At 44.8% G+C, this 17,259-nt stretch carries 10 protein-coding genes; 1 reads left to right on the forward strand and 9 read right to left on the reverse strand.

What is annotated here, in order from left to right; genetic code table 11:
• Positions 1-633: 633 nt before the first annotated feature.
• The 9 genes from AC0VYA_RS21095 to pbp4b form a co-directional block, all read right to left on the reverse strand.
• A complete protein-coding gene (locus AC0VYA_RS21095; RefSeq protein WP_475489576.1) occupies positions 634-2,622 on the reverse strand; it encodes a response regulator in 1,989 nt (662 codons plus the stop codon).
• A gap of 15 nt (positions 2,623-2,637) precedes the next feature.
• Positions 2,638-3,096 (reverse strand): response regulator, encoded by a 459-nt coding sequence (locus AC0VYA_RS21100; RefSeq protein ID WP_011576844.1) that lies wholly within the window; start codon positions 3,094-3,096, stop codon positions 2,638-2,640.
• A 1-nt stretch (position 3,097) separates the two neighbouring features.
• Entirely contained in the window at positions 3,098-4,579 is a 1,482-nt protein-coding gene (locus AC0VYA_RS21105; protein ID WP_475489577.1) for a sensor histidine kinase, read from the reverse strand.
• Between the two features lie 52 nt (positions 4,580-4,631).
• Positions 4,632-4,865 carry a histidine kinase gene (locus AC0VYA_RS21110; protein WP_475489578.1) on the reverse strand — a complete coding sequence of 78 codons (234 nt, stop codon included), beginning with the start codon at positions 4,863-4,865 and terminating at the stop codon, positions 4,632-4,634.
• Positions 4,866-4,868: 3 nt separating this feature from the next.
• Entirely contained in the window at positions 4,869-6,200 is a 1,332-nt protein-coding gene (locus AC0VYA_RS21115) for a sigma-54-dependent transcriptional regulator (RefSeq protein WP_475489579.1), read from the reverse strand.
• Positions 6,201-6,602: 402 nt separating this feature from the next.
• On the reverse strand, positions 6,603-7,793 hold the full coding sequence (locus AC0VYA_RS21120) for a peptidase C39 family protein (protein ID WP_475489580.1): 1,191 nt from the start codon (positions 7,791-7,793) through the stop codon (positions 6,603-6,605).
• Between the two features lies 1 nt (position 7,794).
• Positions 7,795-9,261, reverse strand: a complete 1,467-nt coding sequence (locus AC0VYA_RS21125) for a RimK family protein (RefSeq protein ID WP_475489581.1) — start codon at positions 9,259-9,261, stop codon at positions 7,795-7,797.
• Between the two features lie 263 nt (positions 9,262-9,524).
• Complete coding sequence (locus AC0VYA_RS21130) at positions 9,525-11,159, reverse strand: serine hydrolase domain-containing protein (protein WP_475489582.1); 1,635 nt, start codon at positions 11,157-11,159, stop codon at positions 9,525-9,527.
• Positions 11,160-11,259: 100 nt separating this feature from the next.
• Positions 11,260-13,716, reverse strand: a complete 2,457-nt coding sequence (gene pbp4b, locus AC0VYA_RS21135) for a penicillin binding protein PBP4B (RefSeq protein ID WP_475489583.1) — start codon at positions 13,714-13,716, stop codon at positions 11,260-11,262.
• Positions 13,717-14,205: 489 nt separating this feature from the next.
• On the opposite strand from pbp4b, the gene AC0VYA_RS21140 reads away from it, so the two are divergent.
• Complete coding sequence (locus AC0VYA_RS21140) at positions 14,206-17,232, forward strand: TonB-dependent receptor (protein WP_475489584.1); 3,027 nt, start codon at positions 14,206-14,208, stop codon at positions 17,230-17,232.
• Positions 17,233-17,259: the final 27 nt, after the last annotated feature.

Here is a 17,259-nt window from a genome sequence, read left to right on the forward strand (position 1 = left end):
TTGCTGCAGTGAGTAAAGGCTACTTTGGTGTCGCATTTCTTCACTATTTGATGCACAAAAAACAAACAACAAATTGAAAAACCTTTAAAATTCAGCAACTAATATATTTGGCGCAAGGTTTGCCTGTATTTCATTTATATATCGCTCTAGTTTGCGGCAGCGAACGTGCCAAGCACTGGCACGATACAAATTGTAGAATTAGCCTGAATGCTAGCTTTGCTATACAGCGCTAATTCACTACCCCTTTCGTTGGGGCCGTGCGTTAAACACACTCGATACTGCTACTATCTGTGGCCCCAACGGATTCACTCACCGAGCTAACCTCGTTTATCGGTTATCGGTTATCATCCAGCGAAAAACGCAACGGTGACACACCTGTTAAACCAATTTCCCCCCTTCAATGCGCCTCCTAATCACAGAGCCTTTAGAATAGAGCCCATGAAGCGCCTTGAGCATAAGGCCATTAATGAAGAGTACGTGATTTGTGGTGACGGGCCTGCCATCTGGATCGCGGCGTATTCGCTCACCATGTGATTTTTTATTGGGGAGTATTAAGAAGTAAGTATTGAGGAGTATAAAGGAGTCGTGTAGAAGCTAAATTGAAAGGTATAAGGGCTCTCGACTAAGGTGGAGCTAGTCTTCCACCAAATCGCTTAGCACTTTTTTATTGATGGGTTTTAGAATAAATTTCGTAATATCGGCATCTGCCATACTCTGTGCATCGGGCTCTTCGCCACTCAATAACACCAATTCTAATTGAGGAGATGTTTTATGAATCTCTTTGGCCAAATTTAACCCACTGGCATCTGGCAAATTTAAATCCATCAACACTTTGCTCCAATCATTACGCTGATTGAATACGTCCATACATTCTTGGCCTGAATGGGCAACATGTACATCTACACCTAAACTTTCTAACAATAGAGCCGTAATATCAGCGGCATCCACATCGTCCTCAACCAGCAAGAAATGTTGCCTTTCGGAACTTTCATCCTGCTGTGAGGCATCGTTGTCATACGCATCGGTAGTTTCGACTTGAATGGGCTCACTAACCGCTGTCAGGTGTGCATCGAGCACCTTCAGTAACGCATCATGGTTGATTGGTTTTTCAAGAACGTTAGTAAAACCCTGTGAAATTAATTGGTCACGCACACCTTTCATAGTGGCTGCGGTCATGGCCACCACTGGGGAATGGATGCCACTGGAGCGAATTTGCTTAATGGCTTCTGAGCCATTCATCACAGGCATGTGAATATCAATCAAGACCAAGTCGTATGGGTCGCCGTCATTGATTGCATCAGTGACTTTATCTAACGCTTCTAATCCGTTTCGCCCATATTCCACTTTCAGGCCAGAATTTTGCACCATATGCCCTACCAACATGCGAATGTCATTTACATCATCTACGACTAGCACACGCCCCTCGTAATTGAGCGTTTTCACTTCTTTCGCCGTTGATGGTTTGGCATCGAAACTCAGTAACTCGTGTGGAGAGCGCTTAGTGTCACCTGTTTGAATAAAAGCCGTGAAGCAGCTTCCTTCGCCAAAGGTAGAATGCAAGCTAACTTCTCCGCCCATCTTAGCGACTAACTCATTACATATTGCAAGGCCTAGCCCGCTTCCGCCTTGCCGTCTTGAGACTACATCAGCAACCTGCTCAAATGGTTTAAACACACTATTGAGTTGATTTGCAGGGATACCGATGCCGGTATCAGTCACAGAAAAGTGTAAAAATTCACAACCGGGTTTGTCTTCACACCACAGACGTAAGGTGACGCTGCCTTGCTCTGTAAACTTGATGGCATTACTTATCAGGTTAATCAACACTTGGCGAAAACGGGTCGCGTCGGTGGTAATTTTCAATGGTAGAGGGGTATCTGAAATGACGGAAAGGGTCAGACCTTTATCTGTCGCAGGTATATTCATCAGGGCGTAAACATCAGCAATTAAAGCATCTAAATTGACTTCACTGAGATTAAGCTCAAGCTTATCGGCGGCTATTTTAGACAAGTCGAGCATGTTATTAAGCAGACTTAATAAATGCTTACTATTGTTCAATACAATCGACAACTCGGACTGAGCAGATTGACCGATTTTAGAGTCCATCAACAATTCGGTGTAACCTAAAATCGACGTTAGCGGCGTACGTAGCTCATGGCTTAAGTGCGCTAAAAACCTGTCTTTAGAGCGGTTTTCGGCTTCTGCTTTTAATCTGTCGACACGTTCTTTTTCAATCTCTCGCCGCGCCAGAGCGTAGCGGATAGCCCGTGCAAAGCGACTACTACTCAATTCGCTTTTGATAATATAGTCAACCGCGCCTGCATCCAGCGCAGCCATATCGACTTCTTCATCCGCTTGGCCTGTGAGCATAATAATAGGTGACGTAAACCCAGCTTCAATTGCTAGTTTTAACACTGTTAGACCATTTTCGGCCCCAAGCTGGTAGTCCAACAAACAGATATCGTGCTGGTTTTCAGCCATTTTTGCTAACGCATCATGCTGATTTGTGACCCAATCAATTTCAAACTCAAGCGTGCTGAGTTGCTCGATATAATCTCGCGCTAATATGTAATCATCTTCATCGTCTTCGACGAGTAGTAAGCGAGAGATTGAGTTTGACATGCGTGTTGGCTGACCTTAATTGTTGCTGGTAGGTAATTCTACGAACTCAACCCAGTACTTACCTAGCGCACTCATCAGAGCGACCAAGCCTTCAAAAGTGACTGGCTTGGTGATGTAGGAAGCAGCTCCTAAGTCGTAGCCTTTCACCATGTCTTCTTCTTGGGCTGACGTGGTTAAAATAACGATAGGAATACTGCGCAAATTTGGATCGAGTTTAATTTGCTCGAGCGCTTCGCGACCATCCATTCGAGGCATGTTCAAATCAAGTAAAATTAACCCTGGTCTTGGGGCGGCGTCAGCTTCGCTGTATTTACCTTCTTTGCGCAAATACTCTAGTAGCTGTACACCGTCTTCCACGCAGTGCAATTCATTTAGTACGCGACTTTCGCGCAAGGCGTCTTGTGCGAGCAGACGATCGTCTTCATCGTCATCTGCCATTAATATTACGATTGGTTTAGCTTTTGTAAAAGGCACTCTACTCTCCCATATATTTGTTAACAACGGCGTCAATCGGCAAGGTAATGGTAAACTCAGCCCCTTCATCTGGACTACTTAGCGCTGTGATGGTACCACCATGACGCTCAACAATGCGGCGACACACCGCCAAACCAATTCCCGTTCCTTTGTACGCTGTGCGACCATGAAGTCGCTGAAAAGGTGAAAATATTTTATCCGCATAGGTTTGCTCAAAACCGATGCCATTATCTTTGATCGTCACAATGCAACTTGGCACATCAACATGTTGAAGTTCATCACGCAAGTCTTTTTGCTCAACTGATACAGTGATCACAGGTGCAACGTCCGTTTTGTGAAACTTTAATCCGTTCGATAATACGTTAAGAAACAACTGATACATCTGACTAGGGTCTGCGCACACTTTTGGTAATGGAGCGACGTCGATTTGCGCACCTGTCTCAGCAATGGCAATTTCTAAGTCGTTTAAGACTTCATCTAGGACACTGTTTAATTCAACCTCAACAAACTCTTTTCCACGTGTGGTAATTCTGGAAAACTCTAGCAGGTCGTTAATTAAAGTCGACATTCGAAAAGCTGCTGTGGTCATTCGCTTAATGTAATCGACACCGCGCTCGTCCAATTGGTCTTTATAAATAGTGGTCAGGCGATCGCTGAAGGCTTGAATTTTTCGCAAAGGCTCTTGTAAGTCATGGGAAGCGACAAACGCAAAATCTTCTAACTCTCGGTTACTCCGGCTGAGTTCCTCTGAGTAGACGGTTAACTCTTGAGTGCGCAGATCGACCTTCTCCTGCAATGACTCATTCTGCTCTTCAAGGTCGTCTTGATAGCGATTGCTAATTCGTAAATTAATGCGAGCCATTAAAAACATGCCGATAACCAACAAACCGCTAGTGATAGCCGATACCCCAAAGTTGACTTTGGCGTCGCGCTGTATTCTCTTTAACTGAGTGTACAGTGCTTGCCTATGCTGATATTCACTGTCGATTAACTGCTGCATAGATTTACGGATTTCACGGTAAAGATCACGCCCTCGGTTGGTCATAATCTGCCTAAGTGCCGACTTCTCTCGATCTTCTAAGGCTAAATCCACTGTGGAGGTGAGCTCTGTTATTTTCTCATTTACGAGTATTAGCAGTTCGTCAATACGCTCTTTTTGCCCCGCTACACCTGACTTGATGTTTTTGACTAACGCAATTTTCTCATCAAGGGTCTGCAATTCAGCATGATAAGGGTTGAGGTATTCTTCATACTCGGTTAATAGATACCCACGCTGGCCTGATTCGGCGACCACTACGGACAAATGCAGGCTTTCAAGGCGTACAATAATATTGCTGGTTTTATCTAAATCGGTTTGCACGGTAGAAAGCTGATTAACCGTGTTTAATGCAATGGATAGATTTGTCCCTATGATGCCCACCACTATGATGGAAATAATGATCCAAGTCGCAGTGGTATTACCAAATAGGCGTTTAACGTGCATGATCGTCCTTTAAATATGAGCTGTTTGTGCTTTATTCGAAACAGGTGAAAAATTAAGACTCGGCACCTGAGCGTGAATGCTCAGCCAGCTTTTGTAACGCCGCGCTGCTGTCTAGACAGGCGACAAGGATCTTATCCAAGGCAGCAATTGCCTTTTCCTTGGGCATGTCATTTTCCAACACAAGTTTAACCATTTCAGCTTGCATAGAGATGCGATTCAATGGATTACGCACATCGTGTATCAAAGAGTTTGTTGTGACGGGCTGCGCGCCTTGTGTTGGTTGCATGATTTATCCCTGAGCTTGGTTTTCCCAAGCATTTAAACGGTTATATAAAGTCTTGGTGCTGATGCCAAGCATTTCAGCGGCTAGGGTTTTGTTGCCTTCTACCTTTTCCAATGTCACCCGGATCAGTTCTTTTTCAACATCATCAATCGTTTGCCCAGCGGTAACCTGATTGGTCGACGTTTGGTTTTTAGCAAACGGGGACTCAAAGTTTTTAGGCAAAGTGACTTCTGTACCTGTAGGGTCACTCATGATGAATGCTCTGTGGATAGCGTGACGTAATTCACGAATGTTACCTGGCCAGCCATACGCTTTTAATTGATCCAATTGCGCATTCTGCCACGCAAAATTTGTGTCATTTTCTGCATTTAATTGCTCGATAAAAGCAGTGGCCAAGAGTGGAATATCCGCCAGACGTTCACGCAGTGGCGGGATCGTGATGGGGAATACAGCTAAGCGGAAGTAAATGTCTTCGCGCAACACCTTGCTTTGGGCTATTTCTTCAACTGTGCGGTTGGTGGCTGAAATCACCCGGCAATCAACTGGCGTGTCTTTTACCGCGCCGACTCGGGTAACGCGTTTACTTTCTAACACGCGCAGCAAGTTAGGTTGCATTTCTAATGGCATTTCCGTTATCTCATCAAGAAACAAAGAGCCTTGTTGGGCTTGCTCAAATACACCAATTTTACGCCCTACGGCGCCAGTAAATGAACCTTTCTCATGACCAAATAGCTCGCTACCAATGAGCTCTCGGGATAATGCGCCACAGTTGGTTGCCACAAGGGGCCCTTCAACATCACTTGCAGTATGGATAGCGTGGGCGACGACTTCTTTACCGACGCCACTTTCGCCCATTAGCATGACATTGGCATTGGTTTTACCCACCCGCTCAATCATTTCATAGAGTTCTTGCATAGGAGCAGACTCGCCCACCAAACAACCAAAGTGTTTAGTGATAGAAGATGATTTAGCTTTTTTCACAGCTTTGGTTTTGCCTGATAACACAAGTTCCAAATCTTCACGCTGTAACGGTTTAACAAGATAGTTAACGTTAGGCCCGCACATACCGGAAATGATGCTTTTCACCGATGGGTGTCCAGTGATCAAGGTCACAAATGGGACTTTGTCCTGAGTATTTAATTTGTCTATTAAATGCAACGCACTACCGTCTGGTAACATGAAGTCGAGCAATATATGGTCGAAGCGCTGAAACTCGGTACAGTTGTAAGCTTCTTCTAAATTATTAGCTATTTCGACGTCATGGCCTAAAAACTCGATAATATTACTCGCTACGTCGGTAAATTCCTTATCATCATCGACCAATAATATTTGAGACACGTTGATTCCTTCTTGTTGGGTATTTGTAATCCTATCTTTAGCTTTCGTTATTTTTGCGGCCTAATGACCGAGTTAATTCGCTAAAGGATTGACAAAAACTGTAGAGTAAACTGATTGCTTACCCTCATGTGTAACTAGCCGTATTTGCTTAATAGGGACTATATCACAGTCATACTTTGTGTATGGGAGGGATCACGAGCCAACTCAGGTTAATTTTACAACTGTTAACCTAAGCAATCCTCAGACCAAATAAGCAGACCTTAACTAATTAAGTGCTGTACGATTTTTTTACTGCCTTGGTTCACCCTCAATCATGGCAATTGAAAGGACAAAAAAAAGCTTATTTGTAAAAAAGAAGGCCTACACTTAGCAGACCTTTAATGATAACAAATTGTTTTTAAACTATTTTTTGGTAATCAACAATGCTGTACGCAATTTGCTCTTACCAAACGCAGACATGCTGAAAAAGTCTTCCCGCGCAATGGGAATATGCTGACAATCCATCGGTTGCGGGTGCAGATCATCAGGATCTGGGTCGTGTAGGTATAAACAATCTTCATCTATGTGTGTAACTGTTACCCAGTGCGGTATTTTTTTCCCATCTAGCTGATAGGTACTAATTAAACTAATGACCGCTGCCCCTTTAGAGAGCCCTTTTTGCAAGGCTTTCACATCAGGATCGGTATATATAATTTTAATCCCTTGAGCTTCAGCTCGTTGTAAAAATTGCCTATCCACCGCTTGCATGATGTACTTTTTGTGCTCACTGCGCACACCATCAATAAATAATGGCGCCTTGGTATTCACATAAGCCGTTACCTCGAACCCCAAAGAATGTGCGGCTAACGCCAATCCTATTGGATGGCAGCCACCATGACCTGAGGTCATGAAAATCGTTGTTGCTTGACGCCAAATGTCCAACTCCAATGATTGCGACATATCCAATTTGCCATTCAAATTGGCCATAGCCATCATCAAAGACGACGGGCCACAGGTAAACTCCGTGGTTTGCTGATACCAGGGGTACTCAGGCAAGGTTTGCAAAGATAGACTTTGGCGAATCGGTTTTTGCATTCGCAGCGCATCTATCAAGCCTTCATAGTAATTGGCGTACGTACCAAAACTACGGTAACCCAAGCTTTCGTATAACTTAATCGCACCCATGTTATTCGTTGCTACTTCAAGGCGCATAAACAGTTTGTCTTGCTCAAGGGTTTGCTGCTCAAGGGCCAATAGTAGTTTTTTACCCACCCCCATACCTTGCGCAATAATGCTCACCGCAATGGAGTATAAGCGTGCTAAGCGCGTGCCTTTACGCATGATCACCAGACCATAAGCCAATACGTTTTCGCCATCCGTTGCGACCATAAAAACTCTGTGGCTGTCAGTCGCCTTAAGCCAATGCATAAACCGGCGCTGGCTCAAACGGTCAGATTGAAAACTGGCATTTTCTAATTCCACCAGCTGGGCAATGTCATTCACACGTGCATTACGAATGCTCACAGTGTTGACACTACTCAGCGTGGGGTTATTGTCCTCAGCCACTGCGTTTTCAGATGACGATTGTTGCTGTAATTTGTGTCCCAGGGACATCTTATTTGCCTCGTAACTCAAGACGGTTAGCGAATTCTTGCATCACCAACATGTATAGCTCTTTACCTAAGTACAAATCTTCCACTTTCGACTCTAAGCTTGGGTTGTCATTCACTTCAATCACGTAAACCTGATTGTTGACTTGTTTGATGTCTACACCGTATAAACCTTTACCCACAATGGCGCTGGCTTTTACCGCTGCATCGAGCACCGGTTTAGGCACTTCAAACGTGGGCAAGGTTTCAAAGTCACCAGAGAAGTGTTTCTTCGAGCTATGGTTGTAAATTTGCCAATGGTTACGCGCCATAAAGTAACGGCAAGCGTAAATTGCACGGCCGTTTAGCACACCGATACGCCAATCGTAGTCTGTGTACACGAACTCTTGGATCAGCACTAAGGCTGACTGGCGTAACATTTCAACCAACTTAAGTTTTAGCTCAACCAAGTTTTCAACTTTAAACACGCCAATCGAGAACGAGCTTTCAGGCAGTTTTAGCACCATAGGGTAGTTAAACTCAGCTTCTAGCAGCTCACAGGTTTGGTCGCTCGAGTTAGACACAAAACGACTCTTCGGTGACGGCACTTTGTTGTAGCTAAACGCATCATGCAAAAACACCTTGTTGCAGCAACGCAAAATAGAGGTTGCATCATCAATCACTTCTAACCCTTCTTGCTCACCTTTGCGGGCAAGTTGGTAGGTGTGATGGTTTATCGCGGTCGTTTCACGAATAAACAATGCATCGAATTGACTGATCATGGGCCCTTGTTTGGCGGTGATCACCTCTGCATTAATACCTACCTGCTCTGCTGCTTTCACAAAGTTTTGGATTGCCTTGCTGTCGCTAGGCGCGGTTTTCTCTTCTGGGTTTACCAGAATAGCCATGTCCCAACGGAAACGTTTTTTGTTGCTACGGCTACGCCAATACTTCTGAGTAAAATGCTCCAAACGCTCAGCAAATAGCGGCCACAAGCTTGAATCAATCTCACGGATACCCAAGGCTTTTGGCTGTACGCTCAAGCCTTTCTCGTCGCGGCTAAAAGTGAGCCGCAAAATAGGCGCAGGAAAGCGTTCAAACACGTGTTTGGCAATACGTTTGTGGCGCTCATTTTGCGACCAGCCGAAAAACACTAAAATTTCTTGGGGTAACTCATCGTCAATATGAGCGTATAAGTCCGTGCTCATATATTTAGGCACTGGGGTCAGCACATTGCTTTGGTCAGTCAGTGATTCACTCAAATCATTAATGGTGTTTACGCTTGGTAACACCTTGTGTTGACGTGCTTCAGCCAACAGTGAGCAGTAGTAACCCTGACTCAAATATTTATCTGTGTCACATAGGTTAATAATACGGGTTTTGGGCTCGCCTACTTTAGGGTAGTCGGCAAGGTACTGGGCGAAATCAATAACGCTCGCGTCCAGCTCGGGGAAGCCTTCGGCATTATCCACAACAACAATCGTTTTAAACATTTTACAGCGCTCCAAATAGCAATTTGACTTGTATTTAGGACACGCCATCAACGTAACAAGCCAAGCAAAATCAATTAGAAAATTAACAGCTCATGCTTGCCACATCAGTAGGATGGTCTGGGCAATGATATTGGAGCGGAATATAGGCTTTACGTAGATTAAATCAACATTTTTTTGCGAAAAAGTGATATTTATTTTTGTGTTAAAATGGGCGTTTAATAACGCCCAAGCATTAATGATAAAAAACGATGTAAATCAGTTGCTTACTCAATCATTTTATACAGAGTAAGATCTTGAAAATCATAGCTAAAATCAATATTAGCATGCACAGGAATAAGCTTCATAAAGGTTATGGCATTGTTTTGGTCACGGTAGAGCTTGGCGTACACATCCGCCTCTAGGCTTCTGTCATCCCAGCGCACCAGAAAACGGTCATTTTCATCACTTTTGTATACCCCCCCCACAAGCTTTACCACTCTTTTTGAGCGTAACTGAATACGGCCGTCTTTTTGCTCTAAAAAGAAATTCCCAAGCCAATCATCACGATAAGCACCTAACGCTGCATTTAGGGAGCCGGCAGTCACAGCAACAAGTTGCTGTGCTTTTTGAGCGGTTTTGTTATTCGCCATATAGTTACTTACTGCCTTGTTGTTTGACGGCGATAACTTGGGGGCAAACACTTTTAGCCAATCTGTTTCGTTGTCGCCTAAATAGGGTTTCATTAAGGTATACATGAGTGCACTTCGCCCCGGACTGGATTGCTGGTTCGTCAGCACCACTATGCCCAAATCAAGTTCTGGAAAGAAACTTACGTAGGAATACATACCCGCCAAGCTGCCACTGTGATGCACTCGCAACTTCCCGTCTACGTCATTTAAGCGCCAACCTAAGCCGTAGGCACTAAAGTGACTATGGTTATGGCGCTTATCCGTACTTGAAACCGGCATGATCGTTTTTGGCGACCACATCTGTTGGTGCTGGGTGGTTGAGAACAGTTGTTTTCCATCTGCTGTTTTACCTTGATTAAGCTGCACTTGAGCCCAAATCAGCATGTCGTCTAGACTGCATTGAATACCACCAGCGGCGCCTGATACATTCGGTTTACTGGTATCAACATCACGCACTATGGTCGCTAGTCTATTATCCACCATGCCATGCGGGGTTGCCGCCAATGCTTGCTGCGCTTGAGGTACGTGACCCGCGTAGCAATGCTGCATGCCTAGGGGCGCAAAAATACGTTTTTCAATAAATTGCTCCCAAGGCTGACCACTTGCTGCAGCGACCACTTCGCCTGCGACGATATACAGCAAGTTGTCATAGGCGTAGTCAGCACGAAACTGCCCTGTGGGTTTTAGAAAACGCAGATTATGCACCACTTCTTGGCGGCTAAAACTGGAAGGCTCTGGCCACAGCATTAAATCTCCTGCCCCTAGGCCTAACCCGCTTCGATGGGTCAGCAAATCCGTAATGCTAAAATGGGCGCTTATCCAAGGGTCATGTAACTGAAAGTCAGGCAGATGCTTTACCACTGGGTCATCCCAGCTTAGTTTGCCCTCATCAACCAATATCGCTAGCGCGGCCGCGGTAAAGGCTTTGGTATTTGAAGCAATTTTAAATAGGCTTTGTGCATCCACAGGCTCATTGCTGTGAATATTCTTCATACCATAGCTTTGCTTGAGCACCACGTTACCGTTTTTGATCACGCCAACCGCCACACCTGGAATATGTAACCTCTCCATGATTTTGCTGATCTGCATGTCTATTTTTGATGTGTTTACGATCGGCTGATGACGCTCATTTTGCTTCACTTGTGCTCCTGTCGTCGTTGCCCATATCACGCTACCCAAACACAAACATGAGATAATGAGATTAATGCTGTTGCGACCGCTGTAAATCATAGTGTTGCTTGCCTTAAATGCATGTTAGGGCTTTACCCTTGCGTTTTGTCTTTGGGAGCAATGCTTCAGCCTTAGCCTTTGAAGCAAGGCTGCCCAGCGTTTATTTACTGTCTAGAATTGCTTCGTACACCAAACTAATCACACTGCCGTACTTGCCGGTTTCAAACGTTTTACCTGCAAATTCGACATGGCCGCTTTCGTCTTCTTGCACTTTTGAGTGCCGTGCATTGGTGAGCAAGAAAATAGCCAAGTCATATTTGGGGTCAATCACTGATACGGTGCCTGTCCAGCCCGTATGACCATAAGCCTGAGCACTAGCGTAAGGACCGAAATGCCATTTGCTTTGGCCATGGCCTGCTCGGCGCCAGCCAAGTCCATAACTGTCGTTACGCTCTTCTGGCTTAATAAACTGCTGTAATACTGCTTCATCAAAGATTTGAGTTTTGCCGTAGCCACCACCGTTCAATAACAACTGCCCCAGCACGGCTAAATCGTCTACGGTAGAAAACAACCCTGCATGACCTGCTACACCGCCAAGTGAATAAAAGGCTTTTTCATCATGCACTTCACCCTGCAACACATACTCGCGCATATTATCGAAGTTGACACGGCCACCCCGGCTATTGCCTCGTATTTCGGTGGCGGCAAATTCACCTTTTGCTCGGCCTTTTAATAGCGGGTTAAATAAGGTATTGCTCAACCCCAATGGTTGATAAATCTGATGCTCGACGTAGGCATCTAGTCCCATTCCCGTAATACGCTCAACCAACATGCCCAGTAACATATAGTCAGTGTCACTGTATACCGCTTTAACATTGCGCCCCATGGCAAATGGCACACGGTTTAGCAGTAACTGATCCGTTCGCTGTGGGTTCTGGGAATACAAGCTCTTACTGACGCCATTTTCAGGCGTAAAAAACCGCACTTGAGGGGCGTAACCAGCGGTATGGGTGAGTAGATCGCGCACTAAACGCGTTTCTCGCCCGCCACCTTTATAGTCTGGCATGTAGCGCTGAATAGGCGCATTGACGTCTAATTTGCCTGCGCTTACCAGCTTCATCAAGGCCAAGTTGGTAGCAAACATTTTTGTGTTCGAAGCAATATCAAAAAGCGTATCGACCTGCATTTTCTGCGGCTCGGGGAGCAATTCTCCACCATCAGCGTATTGTCGCGCATCACCGTATGCGGTTCGTTTTACGATTTCCCCGTCCTTTACCACCAACAATACCGCACCGGGGAATCCGTTATTGATATCTCGCTGAATAAGTGCATCGACTTGTGCAAAACGATTGTGCTGAGACGTGCTGGTGTCCATTAGGATAGGTGACGGAATAGTCACTTTGAGCTCGCTGCCCTCAGGTAAAATATTCTCTACGCGCAAGGTGTTAGTGCCGTCTTTGGTACGACGCTTCAAGCTATACTGGTACCGTTCGTCTGGCGCAAAGGGTTGCGCTATATTGAGTTTTTGCCCATTAACGTAGATATCAGCTTGCTCTGCACCTTGACTATTAATCTGAATCTCACCCCGCCCCTGGTACGCTTTAAAACGTTCACGGTCGTTTACCCATTGCCGAGTACTGCGTTCCTGCATGGGGAATACTTCATCCACTTGCCCCTGCTTTATTGCCATCGGCTCTGTTGACTCAGCCACTTGCTCGTCAATGTAGCGGGCCATCAATTTTTTGGCTTTTTTAGGGAAGTATTTATCGAGTAAAGCAAACACAGCGGCGGCGGTTTTACTGTCTGCTTTACCGGTCACTTGCCAGGGTAAGAAGTGCATCTGAAAGGCACTGATCACATTGCTTGTTTGTTCATCACGTATGCCCGTTTCCAGCACATTGTAGCCATAGGCACGTAAAGCACTTTGTATTAGACCAATATTCGGTTGGTACTGATTAAAACGCTGCCAATAGGCTTCAAAAGTCTCGTTTTCATACCAAGCACCTATCCCAGCTTGGTACAGCTCAAACCAAGGAAATCTTGGGCCTGGATCGTTTTTACGCGACGGGGCGATATCGGAATGCCCCACCACTTTAGTAGGCGATATGTCTGGATTACGGGCCAGTATTTGTTGGCTTAAGGCAATTAATAGCTCGATTTGCTTCGGGTCGTAATCGGGAAATACGCATAAGCGGTTCTCGCCGTGCTCAGAGGTTGTATTGGCCTCTTTGTCAAAGTGGCATTCAGGCACATTGACTATTTCGATGCCTATGGATGAATCATTTAATTCGCTGCGCCCTTGCCACACACTGTTACCAGCATGCCAAGCACGCTTGTCTTCATCTACCAACTTGAGAATTTCTAACGAGTCTTTAGGATAACTGGGATCATTAGATTCAGGGATAAGATAATGAGCACTCAATCCGCCTTCATCCACCAATGCGTGAACCGATTTTTGATAATCAATAGCGGTAAAATGCATCACTAGAAACTTTACCCGATGGCTAAAGTTTTTTGAGTGCATTTCACTAATCGGTAGGGTCGCACAACTGACGATGGCTACCGTTAATAAGCATATCAAGACAGATCGCTGCCAACTCGTAATACGTTTTTTCATAACACTGAGGATATCCCGTTGCCTGTGAATCTTCCAGATCACTATTTATACTCAAAAACACTTACTTTTGAATAATTAATTACAGATATAATAAATAATTTGAATAATAATTCCATAACTTAATGTACAGATTATCAACACTGCTCAGCAGACACGCAATCCACAGGCTAACCTTCGAAATTTTCTGTATTTCAGCAGATGTGTTTTTCGATCGAGCTAACTTCTACGATCCAGTAAAGGACTAAAAAGGTAATAAAACATACCTTTAGACCTTAGTGCGCTCCCCATTTACTGGCAGTTTGTGGATTTAAAGCACTCACCTTAAAGATAAATTATTACTAAAAAAGCAACAATAAAGAACATATTATTCTTGACGATATCAAATATTGTTTGTTAAATGCTCAGACAACAATAATAAAAACTACTTAATGAAGGCTTATGAGTCGTCGTCCTCAAATAAAAAAGCACAAGCAACAAATAGGTGAACACATGGCAACACAATCTAGAAATTTCATACAACAACGGATTTACCGTGCCATGCAAGGTGCATGGAACAATCGCGCAACCACTCTCTCAGCTGTACTACTAGCAAGCTCTCTAGCTGGCGCACCCGCCGCTATGGCACAACAAGCTGGTGGCATTAAAGGTAAGGTTGAAACGCAAGCGACTGATATTTCGGTAAACGATGTCACTGTCACCGCATCAAGTAACGTGATGCCAAAACCTAGAACAGTTAAAACAAAAGCGGATGGTAGCTATGTTTTACCGGCTCTTAAGCCTGGTAAATACACCCTGACCTTCACCTCTGCCGATGGCACGGTTCGTCAAACCCAAGTCGACGTATTGTTAGACCAAACATCTAACGTTGATGTGGCATTTGAAGCAGCACCTGCTGATAGCACCGAAGTGATTCAAATTGTCGGCTCTCGCATCAGCCGTGAAGGAGACTCTTCATTAACTAATTCTTTGGGCGAAGACGTTTTATCTCGCGTACCTACTGGTCAAGATTATCGCTCTTTATTGGCCATTATTCCTGGTGTGCAGTATTCAGAAAATGCCACACTTGGCCCATCAGCAGGTGGTTCAGGTCGAGATAACAAATATGGTTTTGACGGGGTAGACGTATCATTACCCATGTACGGTAACCTTGCATCTGAACCATCGACCCAAGACGTTGCCTATGTATCGATTGACCGTGGGGGCGCAAAAGCAATCGGCTTCAATCGTGCCGGCGGCCTTTCAATTAATACCTTATCTAAATCAGGTACTAACGAGTTTCATGCCAGCGTAGAGTATCGTATCGAGCCTGCAAGCTTATCCGCCGATCGTGATACAACAGAAAGTACCACATCAACTTTTGAAGAAGACAAAACGTGGATGAGTGCCAATGTTAGCGGCGCATTGATTGAGGATGAATTGTATTTTTATGGTTCATACTTTGGCCCTGAGATAACACGCGATAATAAAGAAACGGCGTACGGACCTACCAAGCAATACGAAAGTGACCGTGATGAATATTTCGGTAAATTGACCTGGGCGCCTACCGAAGATGTATTGTTAAACGTCAGCTACAGAACCTCTGATAAAGACGTTGTCGGTGACTCAGTCGACTCTAAAGCGACTGATTCAACATCCGAGGGTAGCTCAGTATCGCAAGATATTTTCACCATTGATGGTTCATATATAATTGATGACTATACGACGCTAACCTTCCAATACAGTGATTTTAAGAACGAGAACTCTAGCCGTCCTGACACCATTTTTTCAGGTGTTATCCCAACTATTGGAGGCTCTCTTGATTTGAATAACCTTGATCAGCAAGGTTTGTTCTTTGTTCCGACGATTAGAACTGACGAAGGTTTTGATGCAGAAACAGCTCAAGTACTTATCGATGCTTATGGCTATATCGATGATGCTGGCGTATTAACGGGTGGCGGTAATATTGGTGGCGCTTCACTTATTAATAACCAAGATTTCTCTCGTAAGAGCTTTGAAGTCGCTCTTGACCACGAAATGGAGCTAGGCAATACCGTTCACAATATTCATATTGGTGGACAGTGGAAAGAAAGCGAAGAAGTGCTTACTCGACTGTCAAATGGTTGGGGCGCAATCAGCTATAACGGCGGGTTGGGTGTAGATACCGACTTTGAAACAGACGAAGCTATCTATTACAGCGCAACAGTATACTCCAACAGTTTAAATGGTGAAGAAAACTTAAATCCGCTAACGTCAACGTCCGAAATCATCAACATTGAAGTGAACGATACCATTGAGCACGGTGACTTCACTTACAACGTTGGTTTCTTGTTCAGCAACGATACTTTGTACGGACAAGGCCTAAGAGAAAACTCTGCGAATGCATCAGGTTACGAAGTCGCTCCTGGCAACAAGTACAAAATGTATGAGCTTGATTTTATGGACATGATCCAACCTAGACTTGGGATCACTTGGGCCTATAACGGTCGCGATACCGTGTTTGCTAACTTTGCGAGTTATAATCCAGATACCACCTCTTTAGCCCGCGCGGCCTCATGGGATCGTAACAATCAATCAACCCAAAAGGTTTACTTTGATGCGGATGGTGCGTTTATTGGTAATACCGAAGCAAACGGTTCATCTGGTAAATTGTTCCAAGATGACATGGATGCACGTCGCACGGACGAGATCACTATTGGTATGACGAAATACATATCAAACGAATTCTTCGTTCGCACCCATTTACGTCAACGCAAAGCGCTTCATGCGTGGGAAGATCAACCGAATAACGCCCGCACCTATGGCGATTACGGCCCGTTTGGTGGCGTACCTGAACACTTGCGCGATAAAGGCTTGTTTATTCCTGATTTAGCGGAGCAATATTCCAGCATGGGACTGTCTGCAAGTGATGGTAGCTATGTTATTGCTGAACTAGATGGCGCTGAAAACACCTACTACGAGTGGAGCATCGAAGGTGATTACACCGGCGACAACTACTACTTGAACGTGTCTTATGTATGGAGCCATTACTACGGTAACTACGACCAAGACATTACCAGTACAGCGTCTGACGGTAACTTGTTTGTTGGCTCATCTAACTTAGGTGATGGTCGCGGCCGCATGTTGTGGGATGGCAAGTCAGGTACCTTAAATGGTGACCGTCCTCATGTATTAAAAGCATTGGGTTACTACACAACAGATTGGAACGCTGACATCGGTTTTAACTTTGTCTTCCAATCTGGCGATGTTTGGGAAGAGTGGGACGGTGGCGCTTATGGTTATTCAAGCTCAACTATTCGTTACTCTGAACCTGCTGGCAGCCGTCGTGAATCAAGCCATTGGCAGTTAGACTTAAACTACGCCCAAGCCTTCAATATCACCGAAGACTTAGAGCTTCAGTTTAAGGCCGATGTGTTTAACGTTTTCGACAGACAGACGGGTTATAACTATCAACCCATTCTTTCTAGCGCCACCTTTGGTGAGGCACGAAACTTAATTAACCCTCGCCGTGTTCAACTTTCGGTTAGCCTAAACTACTAACCCAGCTTAGCGACTTACCTTAGCGAA

Source organism: Paraglaciecola sp. QJM3NY_14 (assembly GCF_056173245.1).

Bases quoted from the DNA above. Each gene is read 5' to 3' on its own strand.
- AC0VYA_RS21140 (WP_475489584.1), top strand. From the start codon at position 14,206: ATGGCAACACAATCTAGAAATTTCATACAACAACGGATTTACCGTGCC.
- AC0VYA_RS21130 (WP_475489582.1), bottom strand. From the start codon at position 11,159: ATGATTTACAGCGGTCGCAACAGCATTAATCTCATTATCTCATGTTTG.
- AC0VYA_RS21120 (WP_475489580.1), bottom strand. From the start codon at position 7,793: ATGTCCCTGGGACACAAATTACAGCAACAATCGTCATCTGAAAACGCA.
- AC0VYA_RS21095 (WP_475489576.1), bottom strand. From the start codon at position 2,622: ATGTCAAACTCAATCTCTCGCTTACTACTCGTCGAAGACGATGAAGAT.
- pbp4b (WP_475489583.1), bottom strand. From the start codon at position 13,716: ATGAAAAAACGTATTACGAGTTGGCAGCGATCTGTCTTGATATGCTTA.
- AC0VYA_RS21105 (WP_475489577.1), bottom strand. From the start codon at position 4,579: ATGCACGTTAAACGCCTATTTGGTAATACCACTGCGACTTGGATCATT.
- AC0VYA_RS21125 (WP_475489581.1), bottom strand. From the start codon at position 9,261: ATGTTTAAAACGATTGTTGTTGTGGATAATGCCGAAGGCTTCCCCGAG.
- AC0VYA_RS21110 (WP_475489578.1), bottom strand. From the start codon at position 4,865: ATGCAACCAACACAAGGCGCGCAGCCCGTCACAACAAACTCTTTGATA.